The organism is Flagellimonas marinaquae, from assembly GCF_023716465.1.
GTDB lineage: Bacteria > Bacteroidota > Bacteroidia > Flavobacteriales > Flavobacteriaceae > Flagellimonas > Flagellimonas alginolytica.
In genome coordinates this window covers 3537764-3562978 of sequence record NZ_CP092415.1, presented here as the reverse complement: position 1 = coordinate 3562978, position 25215 = coordinate 3537764, and the positions used below count along the sequence as shown (strand labels likewise).

23 protein-coding genes are annotated in these 25215 nt (G+C 41.3%); 9 read left to right on the top strand and 14 right to left on the bottom strand.

Translation table 11 applies throughout. The features are described 5' to 3' along the window. Window positions 1-47: 47 nt before the first annotated feature. Window positions 48-734: a TIGR00730 family Rossman fold protein gene (locus MJO53_RS15860; protein ID WP_252079831.1), complete on the bottom strand. Its 687-nt coding sequence runs from the start codon at window positions 732-734 to the stop codon at window positions 48-50. 20 nt (window positions 735-754) lie between these two features. Further along, complete coding sequence (gene uvrA / locus MJO53_RS15855) at window positions 755-3616, bottom strand: excinuclease ABC subunit UvrA (protein WP_252079830.1); 2862 nt, start codon at window positions 3614-3616, stop codon at window positions 755-757. Between the two features lie 189 nt (window positions 3617-3805). Here uvrA and MJO53_RS15850 point away from each other — a divergent pair, with 189 nt between their 5' ends. Further along, window positions 3806-4330: a hypothetical protein gene (locus MJO53_RS15850; RefSeq protein WP_252079829.1), complete on the top strand. Its 525-nt coding sequence runs from the start codon at window positions 3806-3808 to the stop codon at window positions 4328-4330. On the opposite strand, the gene MJO53_RS15845 is transcribed toward MJO53_RS15850, so the two are convergent. The 3 genes from MJO53_RS15845 to MJO53_RS15835 all read right to left on the bottom strand — a co-directional run bounded on the left by MJO53_RS15845 (window position 4331) and on the right by MJO53_RS15835 (window position 7436). After that, on the bottom strand, window positions 4331-5272 hold the full coding sequence (locus MJO53_RS15845) for a helix-turn-helix domain-containing protein (RefSeq protein WP_252079828.1): 942 nt from the start codon (window positions 5270-5272) through the stop codon (window positions 4331-4333). A gap of 12 nt (window positions 5273-5284) precedes the next feature. Further along, window positions 5285-6061 carry a TIGR03915 family putative DNA repair protein gene (locus MJO53_RS15840; RefSeq protein WP_252079827.1) on the bottom strand — a complete coding sequence of 259 codons (777 nt, stop codon included), beginning with the start codon at window positions 6059-6061 and terminating at the stop codon, window positions 5285-5287. Window positions 6062-6173: 112 nt separating this feature from the next. After that, window positions 6174-7436 carry a putative DNA modification/repair radical SAM protein gene (locus MJO53_RS15835; protein WP_252079826.1) on the bottom strand — a complete coding sequence of 421 codons (1263 nt, stop codon included), beginning with the start codon at window positions 7434-7436 and terminating at the stop codon, window positions 6174-6176. A 183-nt stretch (window positions 7437-7619) separates the two neighbouring features. On the opposite strand from MJO53_RS15835, the gene MJO53_RS15830 reads away from it, so the two are divergent. Then, window positions 7620-8372, top strand: coding sequence for an XRE family transcriptional regulator (locus MJO53_RS15830; RefSeq protein WP_224836831.1), 753 nt, complete (start codon window positions 7620-7622; stop codon window positions 8370-8372). A 2-nt stretch (window positions 8373-8374) separates the two neighbouring features. On the opposite strand, the gene MJO53_RS15825 is transcribed toward MJO53_RS15830, so the two are convergent. From MJO53_RS15825 to MJO53_RS15815, 3 genes are read right to left on the bottom strand one after another with little or no spacing between them, the layout of a single operon-like run. Further along, window positions 8375-9292 (bottom strand): ATP-grasp domain-containing protein, encoded by a 918-nt coding sequence (locus MJO53_RS15825; RefSeq protein WP_252079825.1) that lies wholly within the window; start codon window positions 9290-9292, stop codon window positions 8375-8377. Window positions 9293-9303: 11 nt separating this feature from the next. Further along, window positions 9304-10992: a gamma-glutamyltransferase gene (gene ggt / locus MJO53_RS15820; protein WP_252079824.1), complete on the bottom strand. Its 1689-nt coding sequence runs from the start codon at window positions 10990-10992 to the stop codon at window positions 9304-9306. Continuing rightward, complete coding sequence (locus tag MJO53_RS15815) at window positions 10980-11573, bottom strand: ACP phosphodiesterase (protein WP_252079823.1); 594 nt, start codon at window positions 11571-11573, stop codon at window positions 10980-10982. The genes ggt and MJO53_RS15815 overlap by 13 nt, the downstream gene beginning before the upstream one ends. 91 nt (window positions 11574-11664) lie before the next feature. On the opposite strand from MJO53_RS15815, the gene glmM reads away from it, so the two are divergent. After that, complete coding sequence (glmM, locus tag MJO53_RS15810; RefSeq protein WP_252079822.1) at window positions 11665-13053, top strand: phosphoglucosamine mutase; 1389 nt, start codon at window positions 11665-11667, stop codon at window positions 13051-13053. A gap of 23 nt (window positions 13054-13076) precedes the next feature. Here glmM and MJO53_RS15805 read toward each other — a convergent pair whose 3' ends face one another. Then, on the bottom strand, window positions 13077-13967 hold the full coding sequence (locus MJO53_RS15805) for a lysophospholipid acyltransferase family protein (protein WP_252079821.1): 891 nt from the start codon (window positions 13965-13967) through the stop codon (window positions 13077-13079). Window positions 13968-14020: 53 nt separating this feature from the next. Between MJO53_RS15805 and MJO53_RS15800 the strand changes: the two genes are divergently transcribed. Further along, the gene (locus tag MJO53_RS15800) at window positions 14021-14671 is read left to right on the top strand and encodes a rhomboid family intramembrane serine protease (RefSeq protein WP_252079820.1); all 651 of its coding nucleotides are present in this window, start codon (window positions 14021-14023) and stop codon (window positions 14669-14671) included. A 65-nt stretch (window positions 14672-14736) separates the two neighbouring features. Here MJO53_RS15800 and MJO53_RS15795 read toward each other — a convergent pair whose 3' ends face one another. Then, window positions 14737-15852, bottom strand: a complete 1116-nt coding sequence (locus MJO53_RS15795; RefSeq protein WP_252079819.1) for a TlpA disulfide reductase family protein — start codon at window positions 15850-15852, stop codon at window positions 14737-14739. Between the two features lie 98 nt (window positions 15853-15950). Further along, a complete protein-coding gene (locus MJO53_RS15790) occupies window positions 15951-16445 on the bottom strand; it encodes a hypothetical protein (RefSeq protein ID WP_224836839.1) in 495 nt (164 codons plus the stop codon). 88 nt (window positions 16446-16533) lie between these two features. Here MJO53_RS15790 and MJO53_RS15785 point away from each other — a divergent pair, with 88 nt between their 5' ends. Continuing rightward, window positions 16534-19449: an FAD-binding and (Fe-S)-binding domain-containing protein gene (locus MJO53_RS15785; RefSeq protein ID WP_252079818.1), complete on the top strand. Its 2916-nt coding sequence runs from the start codon at window positions 16534-16536 to the stop codon at window positions 19447-19449. Here the strand turns inward: MJO53_RS15785 and MJO53_RS15780 are convergent. Beyond that, on the bottom strand, window positions 19420-20340 hold the full coding sequence (locus MJO53_RS15780) for a UDP-2,3-diacylglucosamine diphosphatase (RefSeq protein ID WP_224836841.1): 921 nt from the start codon (window positions 20338-20340) through the stop codon (window positions 19420-19422). The genes MJO53_RS15785 and MJO53_RS15780 overlap by 30 nt on opposite strands. 192 nt (window positions 20341-20532) lie before the next feature. Between MJO53_RS15780 and aroC the strand changes: the two genes are divergently transcribed. Together aroC and MJO53_RS15770 are read left to right on the top strand one after the other, a co-directional pair. Next, a complete protein-coding gene (gene aroC, locus MJO53_RS15775) occupies window positions 20533-21597 on the top strand; it encodes a chorismate synthase (RefSeq protein WP_252079817.1) in 1065 nt (354 codons plus the stop codon). Between the two features lie 58 nt (window positions 21598-21655). Then, the gene (locus tag MJO53_RS15770) at window positions 21656-22981 is read left to right on the top strand and encodes a dicarboxylate/amino acid:cation symporter (RefSeq protein WP_224836843.1); all 1326 of its coding nucleotides are present in this window, start codon (window positions 21656-21658) and stop codon (window positions 22979-22981) included. A 1-nt stretch (window position 22982) separates the two neighbouring features. Here MJO53_RS15770 and MJO53_RS15765 read toward each other — a convergent pair whose 3' ends face one another. Together MJO53_RS15765 and MJO53_RS15760 are read right to left on the bottom strand one after the other, a co-directional pair. Beyond that, entirely contained in the window at window positions 22983-23390 is a 408-nt protein-coding gene (locus MJO53_RS15765; protein WP_224836844.1) for a thiol-disulfide oxidoreductase DCC family protein, read from the bottom strand. 198 nt (window positions 23391-23588) lie between these two features. After that, window positions 23589-23993, bottom strand: a complete 405-nt coding sequence (locus MJO53_RS15760) for a winged helix-turn-helix transcriptional regulator (RefSeq protein ID WP_252079816.1) — start codon at window positions 23991-23993, stop codon at window positions 23589-23591. A 105-nt stretch (window positions 23994-24098) separates the two neighbouring features. Between MJO53_RS15760 and MJO53_RS15755 the strand changes: the two genes are divergently transcribed. Further along, on the top strand, window positions 24099-24680 hold the full coding sequence (locus tag MJO53_RS15755) for an NAD(P)H-dependent oxidoreductase (protein WP_252079815.1): 582 nt from the start codon (window positions 24099-24101) through the stop codon (window positions 24678-24680). A gap of 10 nt (window positions 24681-24690) precedes the next feature. Continuing rightward, entirely contained in the window at window positions 24691-25209 is a 519-nt protein-coding gene (locus MJO53_RS15750; RefSeq protein ID WP_252079814.1) for a peroxiredoxin-like family protein, read from the top strand. The last annotated feature ends 6 nt before the right edge of the window (window positions 25210-25215 follow it).

Here is a 25215-nt window from a genome sequence, read left to right as displayed (position 1 = left end):
GCAGCAGAACGCCAAAAAATACGAAACGATAAGCCAATGTGGTAATGTTAAAAGTTTGGGCTTAAGGTTCGGCCTTTGTAGAAAGCATCTATTATTTCCACAACTTCATCCTCTGTATCGGCCAATTTAATCAAATCTAGGTCTTTTGGACTTATGTTCCCTTCCTCGACCAAGGTGTTCTTGATCCAATCGAGCAGACCTTTCCAAAATTCACTGCCCACAAGAATTATAGGGAATGTATGGATTTTATGTGTCTGGATAAGTGTCAGGGCCTCAAAAAACTCGTCCAATGTACCAAAGCCTCCGGGCATCACAACAAAGCCTTGTGAGTATTTTACGAACATTACCTTTCTAACAAAAAAGTAATCAAAATCCAGACTTTTATCATCGTCGATATAGGGGTTATCGTGCTGTTCGAAGGGTAGGTCTATATTTAAGCCCACAGAAGTACCGCCGGCCAGGTTGGCTCCTTTGTTTCCCGCTTCCATAATTCCGGGTCCACCGCCAGTAATGACTCCATAACCCGCTTCCGCGATTTTTTGTGAGATCCGTACGGCTAAATCGTAATATTGATGTCCCGGTCGTACCCGCGCCGATCCAAAAATGGATACACACGGCCCGATTACGCTCATTTTTTCGAATCCATTAACAAATTCGCCCATAATTTTAAATATGGCCCACGAATCGTTTGTCTTAATTTCATTCCATCCTTTGGAATGTTGTTCTTTGCGCATTTGCATAGTTGTATAGTGTTTTAAACTGCGTGTTTTATTTTTTGTTTTGTGTTCTCCAACTCCTTTTTCAAAAATTTGGCGGTATAGCTCTTTTTGTCCTTGGCCACTTCTTCGGGGGTACCCTTGGCAACTACCGTTCCGCCGCCTCTACCACCTTCATGCCCAATGTCTATAATGTGGTCCATCATTTTTATCACATCCATATTATGCTCGATGACCAAGATGGTATTGCCTTTGTCCACCAATTGGTTCAGTACCTCCATAAGTACCCTGATATCTTCGAAATGAAGACCGGTGGTAGGTTCGTCGAGGATGTAAAAAGTATTTCCTGTGTCCCGTTTGGACAGTTCGGTGGCCAGTTTGACCCGTTGTGCTTCACCTCCGGATAGGGTAGTGGACTGTTGCCCCAATGATATATAACCCAAACCTACATCTTTTATTGTCTTTAGCTTTCGGTGGATTTTTGGAATGTTCTCAAAAAAATCCACAGCTTCATTGATGGTCATTTCCAGGACATCGGCAATGGATTTGCCTTTGTACCGGATCTCCAAGGTTTCCCTATTGAAGCGTTTGCCGTTACAGGTCTCGCATTCTACGTACACATCGGGCAAAAAATTCATTTCAATTACTTTGAGCCCACCTCCCTGACAAGTTTCACATCGTCCACCGGCAACGTTAAAACTAAATCTACCTGGTTTGTAACCACGGATGGTTGCTTCGGTGGTTTTGGCGAACAGGGATCGAATTTCACTAAAAACCCCGGTGTACGTGGCCGGATTGGACCGTGGTGTGCGCCCTATCGGGGATTGGTTGATATCGATGACCTTGTCTATATGTTCCAAACCTGTAATTTTTTTGTAGGGCATCGGTTTTTTTACACCATTAAAATAATGGGCATTCATAATAGGGTAGAGGGTCTCGTTCACCAAGGTGGATTTACCACTTCCCGATACGCCGGTTACCCCGATCAGTTTTCCCAAAGGGAAATCAACAGTTACATTTTTTAGGTTATTGCCCGTACAACCAGATAGAGTTATCTTTTTACCGGTTCCTTTCCGACGTTTTTCTGGTACGGGAATTTCCATTTCGCCGGTAATGTACTTTGCTGTAATCGTGTTTTGACCCAACATTTCTTTTGGGCTTCCTTCGGAAATAATTTTACCTCCATGTTTACCTGCCCGTGGCCCTATATCGATTACATGGTCGGCACATTCGATCATGTCGCGATCATGTTCCACTACGATTACGGAATTGCCGATATCACGCAGCGCTTCGAGAGAATGTATCAATCGCTCATTGTCCCTTTGGTGAAGTCCTATGCTGGGTTCGTCCAGGATATAGAGAACACCCACCAATTGAGAACCTATTTGGGTGGCCAATCGGATACGTTGTGCCTCACCTCCAGAAAGTGATTTGGAGCTTCGGTTCAATGATAGATAATCCAGGCCTACATCCAATAAAAATCCAACACGGGCACTGATTTCCTTTATAATCTCGTTCGCAATGATCTTTTGGTTGCCCTCCAAGGTATCATCCAAGTGTTTGAAGAAATCGGCCAACTCTGCGATATCCATTTGCGCGAGTTCCGCAATATTTTTGCCATCAATTTTAAAATACAATGATTCTTGGCGTAACCGCGATCCATTGCAACTTGGGCATTCCACTTTGTCCATATAATCTTTTGCCCATCTTTTTATAGATGTTGAGTTGGCTTCATTATATTGGGTTTTGATAAAGTTGGAGATGCCCTCGTAATCGATTTTATATTGTCTTTTAACCCCTAGACTTTTAGAATCCACCTCAAAACTTTCCTTACCACCGTTCAAAATAACGTCCATGGCTTCTTCTGGAATTTTTTCAATGGGATCGGTCAATTCAAAATTGTAGCGCTGCGCAATAGTTTCCAATTGTTTAAAGGCCCAAGACTTTTTGTACTCTCCCAAGGGAGCTAGGCCTCCGGATTTTATGGATAATTTTCTGTTTGGAATGATTTTATCCACATTTACCTGGTATACATGCCCCAAACCACTGCACTCTGGACACATTCCTTTAGGTGAGTTAAAAGAAAAGGTGTTGGGTTCCGGTGTTGGATAGGAGATACCTGTGGTCGGGCACATTAGGTCCCGACTGAAATATCTTGGCACCGTTTCCCCTTCTTCCAAGATCATAAGAACATTTTCACCACTGTACATCGCCGTATTTATGGTCTCGCTCAAGCGTTTATGGAAATCCTCGCTATTTCCCACTTTTAAACGATCTATCACAATTTCAATATCGTGGGTTTTGTAACGGTCAACCTTCATTCCTTTGGTAATGTCGGTAATTTCCTCATCGACCCGCACTTTTACAAATCCTTGCTTTGCAATCTGCTCAAAAAGTTCGCGGTAGTGTCCTTTTCTGGATTTGATCACGGGAGCCAACACATTTATTTTTTTGTCCTGGTAAGACTCAATGATCAAATCCTTGATCTGTTCATCGCTGTAACTCACCATTTTTTCACCCGTGTTATAGCTGTATGCATCGCCTGCTCTAGCAAAAAGTAGACGTAAAAAATCGTAAACCTCTGTAATGGTTCCCACAGTGGAACGTGGGGATTTGGAGGTGGTTTTCTGCTCTATGGCGATCACAGGAGAGAGCCCATCGATCTTATCCACATCCGGGCGTTCCAAACCGCCCAAAAACTGTCTGGCGTAGGCCGAAAAAGTTTCAATATATCTTCGTTGCCCCTCGGCATAGATCGTATCAAAGGCCAAAGAGGACTTTCCACTGCCCGAAAGTCCGGTGATGACCACCAATTTTTCACGTGGGATCGTAACATCAATATTCTTTAGATTATGGACCCTTGCGCCCTTAACCTCAATATGTTCTTCGTAATTGATCATAAATCATAGCAAACTTCAAAAGTAGCGATTTGAGATGTAAAAAGGAAGTGGCCTTTTGGTTTCGTTTTTGTTTATTGATGGTTTATTTTTACCCTGTACATTGTCACCTCGAGCGCAGTAGATAGGTGCTTGTTTATCCAATGTTGGGTCTGGACTGCGCTCGACCTGACAGAATAAAAAGAAACAAATATGAAATTACTAGGCATAGGCTCAAGAATAGATCACCCAGAATATGGAAAAGGGGTGGTGACCAATGTATCTTCCAAACATTATTGGGTGACATTTTTGGAAAACGGATTGGAAACCATTGATTTGGATTCAAATTTTGAAGTTATTGAAGCTGTGGAAGATGAAGTGGACAGTGTAAGTTTTTTTGATGTGGAGCGATCTTTGGTGAAAATATTGGAAAAATGGAGCGACACCCACGAAAAAGTGGCCATGGCCGATAAATGGAAAGGTGGAAAATTGGTTTTGGAACCCGGTGACTCAACTGCCAATAAGGAAATGCCCATTGATACTTTTTTCCATAAAATTGTGATGGTGCGCGATCGTATCCGTGTAATGGAACAAAAAATCAACAGTAGCAAAAACTTGGACGATCAAGAAAAAGTGGACCTACAACAATATATTACCCGAATATATGGCAGTTTGACCAGTTTCAACGTACTGTTCAAGACCAAAAGCGACCATTTTGTGGGGGAGAGGAGTAAATAGTTATTTGGAATGTATTCTGTTTAAGGTGTCAGTAAGTAATTCTCCGGTTTCCAATGTCCCCTCACTTATAAACTCTTGTTTTTTTGGAGAATAGGAAATATATCTGAAATCATAGTCTGCATCTTTACACCAAAAATTTGCAGAAACCAAATACTCTTGATTTTTGTGAAGAACTGTAAAAGTAATAGGTATACTTATGACTCTTACTAAGACTTTATCACTAGAAATGGAGCATACAAATTTATCTCCCAATGTATCTTTTTGAAGTACAAAACTATTAGAGTTTTCAATTCGATTAATATTATAAACCTCCACAATAAAGGAAATCTTGTCAGCTGGAATTACAGAATTATTTTTAATACTAACTGTAATTTCATCTATATCATCTGAAATTTTTTGAATTTTGAAGTCAGCTGATAACTCGGGTTTCCTCCTTTTTTCAAAAAGAGACTGCACTAATCCATGAGGAGCGGGTTTAGCTTCTCTTTCCATTCTAATATAATACCTACCATCTGAACTGCATTGATGAGGAGGTGTGCTACTTTGAGAAACTTCAATAATAAAAACAGCTCCTTTTTCGCAAAAAAACTCTTTAATTTTCAAATTGGTAGGTATTGGACTAATGTTGGATGCTATTTTTTGCATTATCCAATCTTTATTCCTGAAAGAAGAAAATGTTAAAGCTCCCTTACAAATACTCTTGTGATTTTTTCCAACTAGAATTTTTTCTTCTCTTGGAGCACCGATAATTAAAATCCCTCCTTCAGTATTAAGGAACGCCGTTATTTCCTTATAAATATCAATTATTTCAACTTTACCACTTTTAAATTCTAAAATGTCCGTTTCTTCTTGTTCTTGAAGGAAGAAGTCCTCTAAATCTTTTAAAGAAATATTGTCCAAGGATTTACCAAAAATCTTCTGAATGGCGTTATTGTTTATCATAAAGGCAATTTACTAAACTGCTTCCTTTTTCTCGCTCAAATACTTCCAATAGCGTTTAGGTACGTGCTGCGTATGTAATTTTGGGTTGATGCGCGAGGCAATATTCGTACTTTTAAAATAATTGTTCCAAAGGGTCTGGTATTCGTATTCCTCGGTGGTAAAGGCATCACTTTTTATAGTTTTGTTGTGGTGGATGTCTTTCAAATTGAGGGATACCATTTCTACGTGGTCCAAATTATAATAGATGCCATATTTACGTTTTACATCATAAATTAACCATTTTTGGTCCGCATAGCGATCACGGAAATGTTTGGAAATTAAGGGGAGTACATCAAAATCGGGTTCAATGTTGGCAAAGTAAATGTCGTCCTTGGTCAATTGAAACCTGACAAAGGCTTCCATCCGATGTTTTTCGCGTCCCACTTTTTTGGCCAATTGCGCGATGTGCAATACTGTCGGGTCCGAATAGTCCAAATACTTGCCATTTTTGGTGCGCATTAATTTTTGGATGTAAGAGTAAAGCATCATTTCCACTCCTTCGGTTTCACTTAAAAAAGCAAAATAGACACTGGAAATGGCATTGTTACTCTTATTTCGGATACCGTTCCAAACCCTTTTGGCCTTTTCCACATGGGTAAATACGGTTTCAGAATCCGAAAATAACCCACTTTGGGTCTGATTGTTCTTTTGGATGTCGGCCACATTGATTTTTTCGTCAAAAGCGACAAATACGGCGGTGAGGAAGCCATTAAAGCTACCGTCATAAACTAAGGTTGTTGAAGTATTCATAGTGCTATCGTTTTTTTAGACGTCATTTCGAAGGAATTTATGACTGAGAAATCTAGGTGTCCCAATACTATCTCGACTACGCTCGACATGAAAGTTCGAAATGACTTATCTGTTAATTGAACAAGGACAATTGCGTACTGTATTGATTCCGGAATTTCCCTTTGGAATTCTTAAGAATCATCCCTTTTATCTTATCCGCATCCAAGTCTCGGCGCTCCCAATCTCGCGATTCGCACACCATAAAATATTGGGCACGGTTGAGGGCCACACCAATTTTTTTGAGATGGTCCCAGTTCAGTTTTCTAAATTTTCTAGCCTTTATAATTTTTGATACGGACTGCATTCCAATACCAGGGATTCGTGCCAATAGTCGCTTGTCCGCAGTGTTCACATCCACTGGAAAATAGTGTAGGTTGCGCAGTGCCCATGAGAGTTTAGGATCTACGTCCATATCCAGATTTGGATGTTGCTTGTTCAAGATTTCACCAATGGAAAACCCATAAAAGCGCAATAGCCAATCCGTTTGGTACAATCTGTTCTCGCGTAACATGGGCACCTCTGAACCTATCGATGGCAATCTGGAGTCCTGGGTTACGGGCACATATCCGGAATAATATACACGCTTCATATGATATTTTTTGTAATAGTATGTCGCTGAATACATTATATCCTTATCCGATTCTCCTGATGCACCCACGATCATTTGTGTACTTTGGCCTGCAGGAGCATATTTCGGGGTACTCTTTATGATTTTTCGCTCTGATTTGTATCGTACAATTTCATTTTTTACCTTTTCCATGGGTTTGGTGAAATCTTCGTGCTTTTTGTCCGGAGCCAACAATTTTAGTCCAGAAATGGTGGGTACTTCGATATTGACGGAAAGACGGTCGGCGTACAATCCAGCTTCATACATTAACTCATCGCTCGCTCCAGGAATGGATTTTAAATGGATATAGCCGTTGAAATTTTCTTCTTCGCGCAGTTTTTTGGCAACAGCTACCAAACGTTCCATGGTGTGGTCGGCGCTTTTAAAAATACCGGAACTCAAAAAAAGACCTTCGATATAGTTTCTTCGATAAAAATTGATGGTAAGATCAACAACTTCCTGCACCTTAAAAGCGGCCCTGGGAACATCGTTGGATTTACGGGTTACGCAATAGGCGCAATCAAAAATACAATGGTTGGTGAGCAAAATCTTTAGTAGCGATACACAACGGCCGTCCGCGGTGTAGGTATGGCAAATACCCATTTTGGACGCATTGCCCAATCCTTTATTGGAATTGGTGCGATTGCTGCCACTACTTGCACACGAAACATCATATTTGGCAGCATCGGCAAGAATGTTCAGTTTATCACGTATTCTGTCAAAATTCATAACTTGGAAATATTCCAATCAAAAATATGGAAATAATCCAATTAATGGAAATAATCCATAAATTATTTTGGAAATAATCCAAAAGTGGTATATTTGAGAATAGATTGTCTGTATGATTGTTTTCGATAATAATTAATTTTTAAATATCTCGACTGCTTTCGACACGACATTATTTACTTGATGATGGAAAATGAAATAACCCTAAAACGATTTACCGATATCCGAAGGGAACTAGGTTATACACAAACTGATTTTGCCAATTTGCTGGGCGTTAAAAATACCACTGCGGATATTGAGCGGGGGAGAACCAAGCTTTCCGGAAAGGTGGTTGCCGAACTTTTGAAACAATTTAAGATAAACCCATTGTGGTTATTCGGTGAGAGCGACCAAAAGCACTTGGATACTTCCAAGACAAGCGTTATTCCTAAAGTGGTTACGGTGGACAATAGTGAAAATGACAACATGGTGATGGTGAACGCCAAAGCTGCGGCAGGATACCCCCAAAATATTTCCGATACGAGCTGGTACCGGCAACTACCCGCTTTTGATATGCCCATTCCCGAGTTTAGAAATGCCACCTATCGGGGTTTTCAGGTAGAGGGGGACAGTATGCTGCCCAATTTGAGGCCCAACGATTGGGTGTTGGCGCGGGCCATAGAGCATATAGATCATGTAAGCTCCAATAAAATGTATGTGGTGGTTTTACAGGACTCGGTAATGGTGAAGAAAATAGAGCGAAAGCCCAATTCCAACAACATTACCCTTGTTTCATTAAACGAAACCTATCCACCTTACGAAATCAAGCCCTATCAGATCCAAGAAATCTGGGAAGTGAGCAGTAAACTTACCTTTAACGTGGATGCTACTACCGAAACAGGCTTATTGAAACAATTGCAACAGTCCATGGAGGAATTAAAAAAGCAGATTGCCAAATAGTTTTAAGAGAAAAACTTGGCTTTAATGGTCTTGGCAAGGGTGTTTGCAGCTGTTGGGTTTAGACGAAACCATAATTCCGGTTCAAAAATTTCCAGTTCGGCCAAGGCCCAGTTACCCTCGTTATCCCTAAAGATATCCACTCTGGCATAAACTGGTAATTCTGGTGCTGCCTTAACAATGCTTTGGGCAAATACGATTTGTTCTTGATTGGGGGTATACTTTTGAACAGTTCCGCCAAAATCATCCTGAACCCTAAAATCCCCGGGTTTGGCTGTTTTTAAAACTGCATGGGTAAACGCTCCGTTAAAGACCATCATGGATATTTCTCCTTCCGAAACAATGTTTTTTTGAAACTCCTGTAGCATCATTGCTTCTTTGGCAATTAATTCCTGGAAAATACTTTCATGTTCTATAATCTTATTTTTTTCAATTTTATAAGTGTGCCTTGCCGATGCGGAGACACAGGGTTTTAAAATAAAAGTATCAGCATTGAACCTGTGGTTCGCTTCGGAATTTGAAATTGCATCTGCCAGCGTGGTGGTTGTGCCTTTCTCGATAAAAACTGTTTTGGGAATTGTTACTCCGTTGATTGATAGGTCTTGTAAATAATGCTTATCTATGTTCCAATGAATGAGTTGCTGGGAATTAATGAACCGCGTTTTTTTCGAGGCCGTTTCCAACCATTTGGAAAATTCGGAATATCGGTCAAAATAATCCCAAGTGGTTCGAAACAGGGCAAGTTTTGTAGTCGACCAATCAAAACTGGGGTCGTCCCACGATTTTCGACCTACTTTTAAACCCTGATTTTCCAAAGCTTCCAAAACCAACCGGTCTTCGAGCAATACATTTTCATTATAAGGGTTACTTCTTTTGGGGGCCACATACCGATGATCCGTCAAAATAACAACATCAAAATCCATTGAAAAGATGTTTAATAACCAACCGCTGCATCATCTCCACGTTTGTCTGCGCCACCTTCCAATTTTCCGTTGGGAAGCACACGAATGGCATCCACTTTGCCAATGATCGGGGTTCGCTCTTCATTAATGATATATCCTTTGGATTTTAATTCTGCCTTAAGTTCTTCGGAGAAGCCTTCGGGTTCAAAAATCACCATATCGGGCAACCACTGGTGGTGAAAGCGTGGCGCGTTCACGGCTTCTTGCATACTCAAGTTAAATTCGTAAACATTTAAAATGGTCTGAGCAACTGCGGTAATTATTGTAGAACCTCCTGGGGTGCCCACAACCATATACAGTTCCCCATCCTTTTCAACAATGGTGGGCGTCATACTGCTTAACATGCGTTTTTCCGGAGCAATGCTGTTAGCTTCGGCACCGATTAGCCCGAACATGTTGGGAACTCCGGGCTTGGCACTAAAATCGTCCATTTCATTATTGAGAAAAATTCCTACTTCTTCACAAAAGAGTTTGGAACCATATCCTCCATTGAGGGTAGAAGTGACGGAAACTGCGTTACCTTCACTATCCACAATAGAAAAATGTGTGGTCTGCTCACTTTCGATAATTTCAACCTCGCCATGGCTAACATCTGATGAAAGTGTGGCTTTATCAAAAGAAAAATTGGACATTCTGCCCTCTAGATATTCATCGCTCAACAGCATATCGTAGGGAATGTCCACAAAATCGGGGTCGCCCAAAAAATAGTTTCTATCGGCGTAGGCCCTTCGAGAGGCTTCGGTAAACAATTGAATGGTCTTGGTTGAGTTGTGACCAAATTTTGAGATATCGTAGGGTTCCATCATTTTAAACATTTGATTGATCGTGACCCCTCCGCTGCTGGGCGGGCTCATGGAGATGATCTTTACTCCTTTATAATCAAAAACAATGGGATCTCTCCATACAGCTTCATATTTGGCCAGATCTTCCTCGGTGATCAAACCACCGTTTTCTTGCACAAAAGCAGCCAATTTTTGCGCCACTTCGCCTTTATAGAAACCATCACGCCCTTCTTCCATGATTTTTTGAAGGGTTTTGGCGTAGGCCGGATATTTTATGGTGTCGCCCGCTACAAATGGAGAGGCGAATTTAGAGCTATCCCCATTGGCTTTAATAAATTGTTCTCTGTAACCTTCCAATCGCCGAGCTTGTTTATCGGTAACCACCACGCCTTGGTTGGCAAGCTCTATAATTGGTTGAATGATATCCTTTAGCGGTAATTTTCCAAATTTTTTATGGACCTCGAGCACACCGGCAACGGTTCCGGGCACACCAATTGCTGTTCCGCCAAAGGTGCTCAGACCAGGAATTACATCGCCCAAAGAATCCAGATACATATCTTTGTGCGCTGCGAGCGGAGCCTTTTCCCTATAATCGATTCCACCGACCTCTCCATTGCTTTTACGGTAAACCATAAATCCACCACCACCTACACTACCTGCAAAAGGGTAAGCAATTACCAAAGTAAGCTCCGTAGCGACCATGGCATCAAAAGCATTTCCGCCTTCTTTCATAATATCTACGGCCAGTTGAGAGGCTTCTTTACGAGCAGAGACGGCCATGGCCTTGTCTGCCACCAATCCGGTCGGACTAGCTGGTTGGGGCTGCTGTTTACAATGTACAAAGAGAAGTAGGGGCAGAAGGAGAATCAGTTTTCGCATAGAGCATTAAATTTTTGTTTGGAAAAGGTAATCAATTCTTCAAAAAAAGAGCAGAATTCATTTTCGAACTCTGCATAGTATTCCTCCAGATCTAAAATGGCAAAATTCATTCTGGACTTGTTCTTGGTACGTCGGTTCATACCATTGAGTACGCGTTCAATGCCTTCGAGGTTGGCATAGTTGAGCAACCAGTTGTCCGCGATCATATAGGGCATCATTCGTTTGGTGGCAATGGGCAAGATATCGTAATTATCGCCCAATAAGTCATAAAACCCTTCTACATATTCAGCTAGGGGTACGTTGGAATAATTGTCCCAATTTTTGGCGAGGAAATGATCATAATAGATATCGACGATGACCCTGCTGTAATGATGATAGTTTTTATGAAGCCGTTTGCTGCTTTGTTTAGCAATGGGGTGGGCATCCGTAAAGGTGTCGATTTCCCTGTGCAATAGAATCCCTTTTTGAATTCTATCGGGAAAGTGTTTGAATTTATTTCCACGGATATGGTCGGCAAAAAAATTGCCCAAGGTAATTTCCGGGTCATCAAAAGATAAGTAGATATGTGCTAAGAAGTTCATCGGGACAAATTCCTTTTCTGTCGAAATTTACAAATTCAAAACATGGAATCGGATATGCCCCACTATATTTGCAAAAACTTTTTTAACAATTATGACACTGATCAAATCAATTTCTGGAATACGAGGAACCATTGGAGGAAACACAAACGACAACCTTACTCCTGTAGATGCGGTTAAATTTGCTGCAGCTTACGGTACTTGGTTAAAATCGTATGCCAACAAGAAACATTTGAAAGTCGTAATTGGCAGGGATGCCCGATTGTCCGGGGAAATGATCCAGAATTTGGTGGTTTCCACATTGGTTGGTCTGGGCATCGATGTGATTGATTTGGGTCTTTCTACTACGCCCACTGTAGAAATAGCGGTTCCATTGGAAAAAGCTGACGGGGGAATTATTTTAACAGCAAGCCATAACCCAAAACAATGGAACGCTCTTAAGTTGTTGAACGAAAGAGGGGAGTTTTTGGATGCAGAACAAGGAGCCAAAATATTGGCTTTAGCGGAAAAAGAGGATTTTGAATTTGCTGAAGTGGACAATCTGGGTGAGATCACAAAGAATGATTCGTATATCGATATCCATATTGATGAAGTCTTGGAATTACCTTTGGTGGATGCGGAGACCATTAAAAAAGCCGGTTTTAAAGTTGTTGTGGACGGTGTAAATTCAACAGGGGGCATTGCTATCCCCAAACTATTGGAAGAATTGGGCGTAGAAGTAGTGAAACTCTATTGCGATCCCACGGGGCACTTTCCGCACAACCCTGAACCACTAAAAGAGCATTTGGGTGACATTTGTAAAAAAGTAGTGGAGGAAAAAGCCGATTTTGGCATTGTGGTGGACCCAGATGTGGACCGTTTGGCCTTTATAAGTAATGATGGCGAAATGTTCGGGGAAGAATATACCTTGGTCGCCTGCGCGGATTATGTGCTATCCAAGACCAAAGGGAATACAGTTTCCAACTTGTCGTCTTCAAGAGCTCTGCGCGATATTACCGAAAAACACGGAGGAACATATGAAGCAGCAGCCGTTGGAGAGGTGAACGTGGTGACCAAGATGAAGGCAAACAATGCCATTATAGGAGGAGAGGGCAATGGAGGAATTATTTACCCAGAGAGTCATTATGGGCGAGATGCATTGGTGGGAACAGCGTTGTTCTTGATGTTGATGTCTGAGCGTGGAGGAACCGTTGCCGAACTCAAGGCCAGTTACCCCAGCTATTTTATGAGTAAAAAGAAGATACAATTGACTCCCGATCTGGATGTGGATGCCCTTTTGGAGGCCATGTTCAATAAATATAAAGATGAAGAGGTATCCACGATCGATGGAGTCAAGATTGATTTTCCAGAAAATTGGGTGCACCTGAGAAAGTCCAACACGGAACCGATAATACGAATTTATACGGAGGCTAAATCACAGGAAGAAGCCGATGCCTTGGCAGATAGAATCATTGGTGAAATAAAAGTGGAGGCGGGAATTTAGAACGCCGACACCCAATTGCATCCCTATTGGAACTTTTGGGGCATCTTGTCCTTGTGTTTCCAGCGTTTGTGGGTCCAAAAGTAATATTCGGGCGCTTCGTTTATGGATTCTTCAACAAGGGCCAAGAATGCTTTGGTAAGCGCAAACTCTTCCATTTCTTTTGGATTTTCGGTAATTAAAGAAAAGGTACCGCTGTAGTGACCACGTTTTTCCTTGCTCACTTTTAAATATACGGCCGGTAGGTCCAATTTTTTGCACAGCATCTCCGCACCTGTATGCGCCGGAACGGTAATACCCATAAAAGGGGTCCACAACAAAGCCTTTTTTATCATTGGGGATTGATCGCTCAAAATACCGTACATGCTTAAATTACCTTCCTTTTTATTTTGGGCCACAATATCCCGGGTATCCTTGGTGGTGATCAATGTAGTGCCGAATTTCTCCCGGATGTCCCTGACCAATTTATCAAAATACCTATTGCCTATTTTTTGATAGATGGCATATCCTTTTGAGGCAATGTGGGCATCTAGCGCAATTACCCATTCCCAACTGGCATAATGTGGGAACATGAGTATTATGCTTTTGTTCTTTGCTTCGAGCTGATGCAATACTTCCAAATTGGAAAAAGTAAACCGTTGTTGAAGTTGTTTGTTGGAAATGCCCATGGTCTTGATCATTTCCAAGAACATATCGCACATATGCTGGTAGAACTTTTTCTCTATCAAGATCCGTTCAGCGTCCGATTTATCTGGAAACACTAATTTTAAGTTGCCGCGGACTACTTTTTTACGATAGCCGATTACTTTATAGAGCAGCACATATATGCCATCGGAAATAAAATATATAATTTTAAAGGGAAGTCTGGAAATCAACCAGAGCAAAGGATAAACAAGGATATAAACTACCAGCTGCATAGACTATTCTTGTCTGCAAATATAGCTATATTTGAACCCAAACCTTTGTTTACATGCTCAATTTACATATTGCGACCATTGTTATAATGGCAGCCAATGTTTTGGTATCCATCCGAGGATTCAATAGTATGGCTTTCTTTGATCGGTATAAGTTCAGTATCAGTGCAATTCAGGCTGGACAAAAGGAAAGAATGGTCTCATCTGGATTTTTACATGTGGATGTATCTCATTTGTTCCTGAATATGTTCACCTTGTATTTTTTTGCCCCGGTGGTTATAAGTTGGTTGGGATCGGGAAAGTTTTTGATCATTTATTTTGTGAGTTTGTTCGCCGGGAGTCTTTTGGCGCTGTTTTTCCATAAAAACGAACCGTTTTATAGTGCCGTTGGTGCCAGTGGAGCGGTAATGGGTGTTTTGTATGCTGCCATTCTTCTTAATCCGGATATGCAATTGGGAATAATGTTTATCCCGATACCATTGCCAGCCTACGTACTGGGCATAGCTTATCTATTGTACTCCATTTATGGGATGAAGAGCAGGCACGGCAACATAGGGCATACCGCGCACTTTGGTGGTGCCGTGGGAGGGTATGCGACCACTTTGCTTTTTAGGCCCGAACTTTTTGTTACGGATACATTGATTGTTGTTCTTTTGGCCATTCCTATAGTTATTCTTTTTGTTCTGGAGAAATTGGGCAAAATATAATTCAATAAAAAAAAAGCCTGGAACAATCCAGGCTTTTATTTTTTTGCGCTTTGTCGACTCAATTATTAATTGAGCAGTTCCGATACTTTTTCTTCCAGCGCTGGACCTCTAAGGTCTCTTGCCACTATAACCCCTTTATCATCCAATAAAAATGCTGCAGGGATTGCGTTGATATTGTACAATCGGGCAATAGGATCTTGGAAACGTTGTAGGTTGGAAATATGGTTCCATTCCAATCCGTCGGATTGGATGGCTTGGTTCCAATGGTCCGCATTGTTGTCCAAGGATACCCCCAGAACATCGAAACCCTTTTCGCGGTATTTTTTGTACACCGCCACAATATTTGGATTTTCTGCCCTACAAGGTCTGCACCATGCTGCCCAAAAATCGACCAAGGTAAGTTTGGCATTGCTTGTTACATCGCTGAGGGCCAATACATCGCCGGAAGGCGTTGGGGCAGAAAAATCTGGAGCTATCGAGCCTATTTGAGTGGACTTTAAGTTTTCCAACTGTTCTGCAATCTGTTTTCCGGGCTCGGTCGCCTTCATTTCTGGGGAGAGCGCTTCGAACATGGAACGGATTTCCTCAACGGGCAATGTTTTGGTGGCCAATAAGTTTCCAATGATCAATACGGATACGTAGGCATTGGGATGCTCTTTGGCGTAGGTGGTGTTGAAATTTCTAGCGTCCTCTTGGAATTCGATGAATTCCTCGCGCAAAGCGGTTACCGTTGCAGTATCCCTCTGTTGTGCAGCTACGCGCATATCGTCCTGCATGGATCTTGCTCGCTGCGAAAGTTTGCGGGTTTCCGTTAGAAAGTCCATGAACATGTCGTTTTGTTCTGTGCCCTTGATCTGAGCTTGATCAATACTGTCCTTTTGGAACTTTACCTCAATAGATCCGTTCTCTACGATCACGGGGACATTGCCGCGAAGTTGGTCAACAAAAATATAGTGCATTTTTGGCTCCACTTGATTTCCGGTAAAACTAAAAAGTCCATTCTCCACTTTTACGGTGTCAATGTCCACCAATTGATTTAGGGAATCCGTGGTCTTTAAAAATATTTGGGTGCCGTTTTCGGTTTCCCCGGTTATGGTACCACTCAATGTATATCCTTTTGGGTCTGATTTACAGGAAGCTATAAATACGGCCACTAAGGATAGAACAAATAATTTTTTCATGTTTAATTGTTTAAGTCCGCTAAGGTATTCAATACTTATGGCAAAAAAAAACCCTTGGCTATTGGATGGGTCAAGGGTTTTTGGTAAAATTTTCTTAATTAGAACTGATAGCGGATTCCAAGCGCAATATCAAAATCAAAATCGTTATCAAAGCCATCGTACCCTATAAGGCCTATTTCCGGTCTAAAATCCAAGGATAGCAACAAGGGGATATCAAAGTCGTATTCAATCCCGATATCACCTGCTGCAAAAACAAAAAGGCCGTCGTTGTCCTCGTCAAATCCGGGATAATCAAAATCAACGCTTCCCAGTCCTCCACCTACACCATAGTACCAGTTAAAGTTTCCATCCAGTTGATGCACCCATTGGTAAACGCCTGTAAGTTTAAAGGCGTCAAAATCCCTACTGTCCCTCCAACCTAGGTCAAATTCGGCCCTGTTGTAACGCCCGATGGATTTTTGATAGGATATTTCGGCACCAAAACCATCACTATCGCCCAATCTTAGGCCAAGTGCATGTTCGGATATATTTTGAGCGCTAAGGTTTGCTGTAACAAACAAAATAAATACAGAAAATAATGTGGTAATCTTCATGAGGTTCTCGTTAAGTTAAAAATTAGAGATAGTTTTGTACTAGATTTACGATTGAAAAACATTTTTAGTTCCCAAAAAGTATTCCAAATTGGATAAATATTTGTTAAAAGACCTTTCCCAAAACTTGAAAGGCGAGCTCTTGTTCGATGATTTAAGTAAAGCCCTATATGCCACCGACGGCTCCGTTTATCGCATTTTGCCGTTGGCGGTGGCCTATCCTAAAAACGCGGAAGATATAAAAGTACTGGTTGATTTTGCCAATACCAACAAAGTTGGTCTCATACCACGAACGGCAGGAACGTCTCTGGCCGGACAGTGCGTGGGTCCTGGCATTGTAGTGGATGTGAGCCGATACCTTACCAAGATAGTTAGTTTGAACAAGGAGAAAAGGCAGGTTACCGTACAACCTGGTGTGGTTCGGGATGAGCTCAATCAGTATTTGAAACCGTTCGGCCTGTTTTTTGGGCCAAATACCTCAACCTCCAACCGTTGTATGATCGGGGGAATGGTCGGGAACAATTCCTCGGGGACTACATCGATACAATATGGGGTAACAAGGGATAAAGTGGTGGCCATGCAATGTATTTTGTCCGATGGCAGTGAGGCATACTTTTCGAGTCTCACCAAAAAGGAATTCGATGCAAAGAAACAGACTGATTCCCTTGAGGGAAGAATCTATCACAAATTATATGAAGAGCTTTCCAATCCCGATATTCAGGGCAACATAAAGGCAGAATTTCCGAAACCCAGTATACATCGAAGAAATACAGGGTATGCGGTGGACGAATTGCTCAAGAACAACATTTTTGGCGAAGACTCGGATGAATTCAATTTATGTAAATTACTTTCGGGTAGCGAGGGAACTTTGGCTTTTACTACCGAGGTTACACTTCAACTGGATGACTTACCTCCCCAGTTTTCTGCTATGGTGGCCACGCATTATAAAACCTTGGAAGATTGTTTGGCGGATGTGGCCCCAGTAATGGAACACAAGCTCCATTTATGCGAAATGATGGACAAAGTGATTCTAGACTGTACCAAAAACAATAGGGCGCAATCGGCCAACCGTTTTTTTGTGGATGGCGATCCTGTAGCCATTTTAATGTTGGAAGTAAAGGCCGAAACGGAGGAGGATCTCGAAAAACAGCTGGAATTACTCTTGAAAACCATCGTAAAGTCCGGGTTGAGCTATGCCAGCCCTGTTCTTTATGGGGACGACATCAATAAGGCCATAGAACTGCGCAAAGCTGGTCTGGGACTTTTGGGAAATATGGTGGGCGACAAAAAAGCTGTTGCCTGTATTGAGGATACCGCCGTGGCATTGGAGGATCTAAAGGATTTTATAGGAGAGTTTACCAAGATCATGAAAGGCTATGATCAAAGTGCGGTTTATTACGCCCATGCGGGTGCGGGCGAACTGCATTTGCGACCAATTCTGAATTTGAAAAAATCCGAAGATGTGGTCCTTTTCCGTAGCATAACCACCGATGTGGCAAAACTCACCAAAAAATATCAAGGTAGTTTTAGTGGGGAGCACGGCGATGGGATTGTACGTGCGGAGTTTATTCCCTTAATGATCGGGGAGGCCAATTATCAATTATTAAAAAGAGTAAAGAGCTTATTTGATCCCAACGGTATTTTAAACCCCGGTAAAATTGTGGATGCCTACGCCATGGACGAATCTTTGCGGTACGAGGTGGACCGTGAAGAGCCCGAGGTAAAAACGCTCATGGACTTTTCGGACAGTGAGGGCATATTAAAAGCGGCGGAGAAATGTAATGGTAGTGGCGACTGCAGAAAGAGTCATCATATGAGCGGAGCCATGTGCCCAAGTTACCAAGCAACAAAAAACGAAAGGCATACAACCCGTGGAAGAGCCAATGCCTTGCGAGAATTTTTGACCAATTCCCAAAAAACCAATCGTTTTGATCATAAAGAGCTTAAAACCGCATTCGATCTATGCTTGAGTTGTAAGGCTTGTGCCAGTGAATGTCCCAGTAACGTGGATGTGGCCGCGCTTAAGGCCGAGTTCCTGTACAATTATCAAGAAGCCAATGGATATTCTTTACGGAGCAAGTTGTTCGCCCATAACACTCGATTGAACGCATTGGGCAGTAAAATGCCCGGCATTACCAATTGGATGTACAAATCCAAATCGGTGGGTGCATTGCTCAAAAAAGCATCGGGGGTAGCCCAAGAGCGAAGCTTGCCAGAAGTAGGTCGTTTTAATTTTACCAAGCATTTAAAAAAACATCGGGTAAAACGCACGGACCTTTCCAAAAAACAAGTCATCCTTTATGTAGATGAGTTTGTTAAATATTTGGATATCCAAGTAGGTAAGGATGCGATTGAACTGTTGTGCAAATTAGGTTACGACGTTGAACTGTTTTATGGTGAAAGTGGCAGGACATATTTATCTAAAGGGTATTTAAAACAGGCGAAAAAACTGGTTGCCCAGAATATGGAGCGTTTAAAGGATATTTTGAACCGAGGTCTACCCATTGTTGGGTTGGAACCATCGGCCATTCTATCGTTCAGGGATGAGTACCAGCGATTGTACGATGATAAGGAGCAATTACGGAAGTTGGCTTCCCAATCATTTTTGATTGAAGAATTCTTAGCAGCCGAAATTGCAGAAGGGCATATTACATCCGAAAGTTTTACCGATGAGGAGAAGACCATCAAAATACATGGACATTGTCATCAAAAAGCATTGAGCAACCAAAAAGTAACTTTTGATATGCTGAACCTGCCCAAGAATTACAAAGTAACGATAATAGCATCTGGATGTTGTGGTATGGCAGGTTCCTTTGGGTACGAAAAAGAACATTACGAGACCAGCATGAAGGTGGGCAGTCTAAAATTGTTCCCTGCGGTAGCAAAGAGCTCGGAAGAGACCTTGATCGCAGCGAACGGCACAAGTTGTAGGCATCAGATTATGGATGGGACAAAAAGGGAGGCACAGCACCCGGTTTCAATCTTGAGACAGGCCCTTGTCATCTAAAAAATCTCGATCGACACTTTCTTCTTCAATTTCGCTGATGTGCTCTTGGGTAATATCTTCGATATCGACCTCTTTATCGGTAATGGAGGCGATCAGTTCGTTCATGTTCATTTCCTTTAGGTCTTCGTCCACAAAGAAAGGAGAAAGTCTATCGTGGTTGTAATGGTAGACTCTCCATCGCTTAAAGGAATACTCCAAAGCAGTGAGGTTCTCAACCCAATCACCCGAATTTAGATAGGTGCAGCTGCCATATTTGTTCTGGTATATTTCTTTTTTTGGTTGATGGATATGGCCGCAGATCACGTAGTCGTAATCATTTTCAATGGCAAGCTCTGCAGCTGTCTTTTCAAAATTGTTGATATATTTTACGGCGCCCTTTACGCTATTTTTAATACGTTTGGACAATGAATATTTTTCGCGCCCCATTTTGGCCAGGCACCAGTTGAGGAAGCTATTGATCAAAATAAGAAGATCGTAGCCATAACCGCCCAGTTTGGCCAACCATTTGGCATTTTGGATGGAAACATCAAATACATCGCCATGAAAAATCCATGCCTTTTTGCCGTCCAAGTTCAATACCAATTTGTTCATTATCTTAAAATTCCCCATTGAAGTATCACTGAACTTACGCAGCATTTCATCATGATTTCCAGTGATATAGAACACCTCTGTGCCTTTGGAGGCCATGCCTATGATCTTTCTCAGTACCTTTAAATGTGATGGGGGGAAATACCTTTTACTGAACTGCCAAATATCGATAATATCCCCGTTCAGAATCAGTTTTTTGGGCTGTATACTGTTCAGGTAGGTAATAAGCTCATCTGCATGGCAGCCATATGTTCCTAGGTGAACATCCGAGATGACTGCTAAATCTATCTTCCTTTTTTTCAATCTGATAAGGTTTATTACAAAATAAAGGAGTGGGAATAACATAGAAATCAACACGAGGTCAATAATTTATGAGCATATCGTTAAAAAAATATCACCTAAGAATGAAATATGTTATAATAACATTAAGCCAAAGGCTTGTTTTTGAATTAACTTTGTAAGCTCTACCTTTGATGGCATCATATTTTATACCGAATGGCAGGAAATTCTTTTGGACAACTTTTTAGGGTTACCACTTTTGGCGAATCCCACGGAAAAGCATTGGGCGGCATTATTGATGGCTGCCCTGCAGGAATAGAATTGGACTTGGAGCGAATCCAATTGGATTTGAACCGAAGAAAACCAGGGCAATCGTCCATAGTTACCCAGCGAAAAGAACCCGATACGGTAGAGATATACTCAGGTATTTTTGAAGGAAAGACCACAGGGACTCCCATTGGCTTTGCTATTCACAATACCAATCAGAAATCAAAGGATTACTCCCATATCAAGGATTCGTACAGACCATCGCATGCAGATTATGTGTACGATAGAAAATATGGTTTCCGAGATTATCGTGGCGGAGGTAGGAGTTCTGCCCGGGAGACTGCAAGTAGGGTAGTGGCCGGTGCTATTGCCAAACAATTTTTACATGGTGTCCAAATAAATGCTTTCGTGTCGCAAGTGGGGGGCATGAAGCTGGATAAACCTTATCAAGAATTGGACTTTTCCAAAATTGAATCCAATGCAGTTCGTTGTCCCGATACGGAAATGGCCCAAAAAATGGAAGATTATATCAAATCCATTAAAAAGGAGGGCGACACCATAGGGGGTGTGATCACTTGTGTAATCCAAAATGTACCGGTTGGTCTTGGCGAACCGGTTTTTGATAAACTCCACGCCAAATTGGGCGAGGCCATGCTGTCCATTAACGCGGTAAAGGGATTTGAATACGGAAGCGGATTTGCCGGGGTTGCCATGAAAGGGAGTGAGCACAACGATGCGTATAATGCCGATGGTACCACCAAAACCAATCGGAGCGGAGGAGTGCAAGGAGGTATTAGCAATGGAATGGATATTTATTTTAATGTAGCTTTTAAACCCGTCGCAACAGTTTTACAATCCTACGAAACCATTAACAAGGACGGAGAAAAAGTTGCCACCCAAGGCAAGGGAAGGCACGATCCATGCGTGGTTCCAAGAGCTGTGCCCATTGTGGAGGCCATGGCGGCAATGGTATTGGCCGATTATTCCCTGTTGGCCCGTACCAACAAAATCTGATTGACCCATTAGGAGGTTTCCATACAATAAAGTATATTACCCTCAATAAATATACTTTATGAAGAAATTGGAATTGCACTGGCAGATTCTTATCGGAATGCTTTTAGGTATTCTTTTCGGATTTGCAATGACCCAAATTAGCTGGGGCAAGGAATTTGTATCTGATTGGATCCAACCATTGGGGACCATTTTTGTAAAACTTCTTAAACTAATCGCCATACCATTGATCTTGGCATCCTTGGTAAAAGGTATCTCCGACCTAAAGGATATATCAAAATTCAGAAATATAGGGCTAAGAACCATAGGGATTTACATCCTTACAACTGTAGTTGCGATTACCATTGGGTTATTGTTGGTAAACGTGATGAATCCGGGCAGTGGCATTTCCGAGGATACGGTAACAAAGTTAACTGACACTTATGCGGGAGATGCAGGTGTTACATCCAAAATAGAGGAAGCATCCCGACAGAAAGATAGTGGGCCATTGCAATTTATTGTAGATATGGTCCCCGATAATGCCATGGCGGCCATGACGGACAATGCTTTGATGTTGCAAGTAATATTTTTTACCATTTTCTTGGGAATTTCCATGTTATTGATAGGCGAGAAAAAGGCAAAGCCCTTAAAGGATTTTTTTGATGCCCTGAACGATGTGGTACTAAAAATGGTAGACCTGATCATGCTTACGGCACCCTATGCCGTGTTTGCCCTTTTGGCGGGAGTAGTGGTATCTTCCAGTGACCCCGATTTATTACTGGCGTTGCTTAAATATGCCGGCGTAGTCGTTTTGGGTCTTGCCCTAATGATTGTTTTTTATGCAACAATAGTAGGTGTAGTTACCAAGAAAAACCCATTCTGGTTCTTAAAAGAGATCAGTCCTGCCCAATTATTGGCGTTCTCGACAAGTTCCAGTGCGGCCACTTTGCCAGTTACAATGGAAAGGGTAGAGGAACACATTGGTGTAGATAAAGAAGTGTCCAGTTTTGTATTGCCCGTGGGAGCAACCATTAATATGGATGGTACCAGCCTGTACCAAGGGGTCGCAGCAGTATTTATATCACAGGCACTCGGATTCGACCTTACTTTTGGAAATCAGTTGACCATTGTTTTGACTGCCTTATTGGCATCCATTGGATCGGCGGCGGTACCCGGAGCGGGAATGGTTATGTTGGTTATTGTATTGGAATCCATTGGTTTTCCTTCCGATAAATTGGCCATTGGACTTGCACTGATTTTTGCAGTAGATAGGCCTTTGGACATGTGTAGGACCATTGTAAATGTCACTGGTGATGCAACAGTTTCCATGGTAGTGGCCAAATCAGTAGGTAAATTGGGAGAACCGCACGTGCAAGAGTGGGACGATCATTACGATGAGGTGAAATAAATCAATCTAAGAACTTCGCTCTTAACTCAGGGGTCGGAATCATGCAGGACTCCTGTTTACCAAACCATTTATAGCGGTTTTTTGCCACAAAATCGTAAATGCGGTTTCTTATGGTTGCAGGTATCCAGGAGAATATGGCGGATAATTTCCATAATCCGCCCAAATCCTGTGCAATTTCCAGGGCAGCGTCGGACTTGGTATAATAGGCTACTCCCGGCTCGATGAGGATAATGGAGTCCACGGCAATGGTGTCTATATGACGCTGTTTCAATAACTGCTGGCCCACATCACTCTGGAGTGCCGCATAGCGGAATACATCGTTTTTATCCCGTTTTATTACAAATTGGACAGAGTTGTTGCAGAGGTTACAGACCCCATCGAACAAAATTATTTTTTTACCGTTTTCCATGCTATTGATGTATAGCTAGCATTATTTTATTGTATAGACCGCCTTCTTGTGGTTTTTGAATACCCTGGAATAAGTGTGCAAACTCCAATTACCATATTTTTGCAAGACTCCTTATTTCGAAATAAGGATTGCTGTGCAAAGATAGGACGTATTGGTGTCAAAGTACGAGCTGGTAAAGCAATATCTTCTGTTTGTTCACTAAGGCTCATATTGCTTGTTAATAGTTTCAATAGTTGGAGTTCTAGCGCTTTCAGCAATTCTACATTGTTCAAAATACATTTCGGGATAAGCTTCATTTGCCCAATCACTTAACATTCTTAAAACGGGCAAAAGTCCAACTGCTTTTTCTGTTAATGAATATTCAACTCTTGGTGGAATTTCTGCAAAGGACTGTCTTAAAAGCAAACCATCGTTTTCTAATTCTTTAAGTTGATTGGTAAGCACCTTTTTTGAGATTGTAGGTATTAAAGTATTCAGCATCCCAAATCGCATAGAACCATTTGATAATAAATATAAAATAATCGGTTTCCATTTATTGCCAATTATGTTCATCGTATGCACAAGGGAACAAGCATTCGGGTTGTCTATATATTTTCTTGCCATTAGTTACTTTTTGGTTACCACTATTTGTTCAGATGAAAGCATAATAGTTTCTTTATTGAACTAATATTAGTTTCTTTGTGAAACAAATGTAATCAAAATTTTAAAATGAAAAATATTTTTATCATCAACGGTCATCAGAAATACCCATTTTCTGAAGGAAAATTAAACGCAAGTTTAACTGAAAAAGCAGAAAGCTACTTTAAAAGTAATGGTTACATCATTAAGAAAACTACTATGGACGATGATTATGATGTTACTGAGGAAATAGAAAAATTCAAGTGGGCAGATGTGGTCTTTTTTCAAACTCCTTTAAACTGGATGGGTGTAAGTTGGTCGTTTAAAAAATACATTGATGAAGTATTTTCGATGGGTATGATGGGCGAAATGTCTGATGGTGATGGTAGAAGCAAAGAAGCACCGAAGAAGAATTACGGATTAGGTGGAAAGTTAAATGGAAAGTATATGATGTCAGTAACCGCTAATGCACCAAAAGAAGCTTTTAATAATCCAGAGGAATCATTTTTTAATGGAATAAGCGAAGATGAACTTCTAAAACCAATGCATCTAAATTTTAAGTGGTTTGGTTTTGAACCATTACCAACATTTATGGCATATGATGTAATGAAAAATCCAGAAATAGATAAGGATTTTGAGAGATTTCAAAAACATTTAGAAAACAATTTTTAAAATATTAATTATGAATAGACCAACACCAAAGCATACAGCACCAGATTTACAATTTCCATTATTAGATGGAAGTCAATGGCATTTAGCGGACCAAAATCCAGACAATTTTACTTTAGTTGTTTTTTATCGAGGGTTACATTGTCCATTATGTAAAAAGTACTTACAACAATTACAAGAATTGCTACCCGAATTTGAGCAAAGAGGCGTTAATGTAGTAGCTGTAAGTATGGATACCGAAAAGAGAGCTAGACTTTCTCGTCAAAAGTGGGAATTGTCTAATCTTACTTTGGGCTATGGTTTATCTGAAAAATCAGCAAGAGATTGGGCTTTGTATTTAAGTGCAGGTGTAAAAGATGGTGAACCAAGTGAATTTAGTGAACCAGGATTATTTTTAGTTGACAATAGTAATCAAGTTTATTATTCAGCCATTAACAGTAACCCTTGGGGAAGACCATATTTGCCGTCTTTTGTAAAAGCGGTAGATTATATAGTTCAGTCAGGCTATCCTGCAAGAGGTGAAATGCTATAAATCTGT

Bases quoted from the DNA above. Each gene is read 5' to 3' on its own strand.
- glmM (WP_252079822.1), top strand. From the start codon at position 11,665: ATGACACTGATCAAATCAATTTCTGGAATACGAGGAACCATTGGAGGA.
- MJO53_RS15755 (WP_252079815.1), top strand. From the start codon at position 24,099: ATGAAAAATATTTTTATCATCAACGGTCATCAGAAATACCCATTTTCT.
- MJO53_RS15770 (WP_224836843.1), top strand. From the start codon at position 21,656: ATGAAGAAATTGGAATTGCACTGGCAGATTCTTATCGGAATGCTTTTA.
- MJO53_RS15795 (WP_252079819.1), bottom strand. From the start codon at position 15,852: ATGAAAAAATTATTTGTTCTATCCTTAGTGGCCGTATTTATAGCTTCC.
- MJO53_RS15750 (WP_252079814.1), top strand. From the start codon at position 24,691: ATGAATAGACCAACACCAAAGCATACAGCACCAGATTTACAATTTCCA.
- MJO53_RS15840 (WP_252079827.1), bottom strand. From the start codon at position 6,061: ATGAATACTTCAACAACCTTAGTTTATGACGGTAGCTTTAATGGCTTC.
- ggt (WP_252079824.1), bottom strand. From the start codon at position 10,992: ATGCGAAAACTGATTCTCCTTCTGCCCCTACTTCTCTTTGTACATTGT.
- MJO53_RS15825 (WP_252079825.1), bottom strand. From the start codon at position 9,292: ATGGATTTTGATGTTGTTATTTTGACGGATCATCGGTATGTGGCCCCC.
- MJO53_RS15760 (WP_252079816.1), bottom strand. From the start codon at position 23,993: ATGGCAAGAAAATATATAGACAACCCGAATGCTTGTTCCCTTGTGCAT.
- MJO53_RS15835 (WP_252079826.1), bottom strand. From the start codon at position 7,436: ATGAATTTTGACAGAATACGTGATAAACTGAACATTCTTGCCGATGCT.
- MJO53_RS15830 (WP_224836831.1), top strand. From the start codon at position 7,620: ATGGAAAATGAAATAACCCTAAAACGATTTACCGATATCCGAAGGGAA.
- MJO53_RS15790 (WP_224836839.1), bottom strand. From the start codon at position 16,445: ATGAAGATTACCACATTATTTTCTGTATTTATTTTGTTTGTTACAGCA.
- aroC (WP_252079817.1), top strand. From the start codon at position 20,533: ATGGCAGGAAATTCTTTTGGACAACTTTTTAGGGTTACCACTTTTGGC.
- MJO53_RS15850 (WP_252079829.1), top strand. From the start codon at position 3,806: ATGAAATTACTAGGCATAGGCTCAAGAATAGATCACCCAGAATATGGA.
- MJO53_RS15805 (WP_252079821.1), bottom strand. From the start codon at position 13,967: ATGCAGCTGGTAGTTTATATCCTTGTTTATCCTTTGCTCTGGTTGATT.
- MJO53_RS15815 (WP_252079823.1), bottom strand. From the start codon at position 11,573: ATGAACTTCTTAGCACATATCTACTTATCTTTTGATGACCCGGAAATT.
- MJO53_RS15800 (WP_252079820.1), top strand. From the start codon at position 14,021: ATGCTCAATTTACATATTGCGACCATTGTTATAATGGCAGCCAATGTT.
- MJO53_RS15765 (WP_224836844.1), bottom strand. From the start codon at position 23,390: ATGGAAAACGGTAAAAAAATAATTTTGTTCGATGGGGTCTGTAACCTC.
- uvrA (WP_252079830.1), bottom strand. From the start codon at position 3,616: ATGATCAATTACGAAGAACATATTGAGGTTAAGGGCGCAAGGGTCCAT.
- MJO53_RS15860 (WP_252079831.1), bottom strand. From the start codon at position 734: ATGCGCAAAGAACAACATTCCAAAGGATGGAATGAAATTAAGACAAAC.
- MJO53_RS15845 (WP_252079828.1), bottom strand. From the start codon at position 5,272: ATGATAAACAATAACGCCATTCAGAAGATTTTTGGTAAATCCTTGGAC.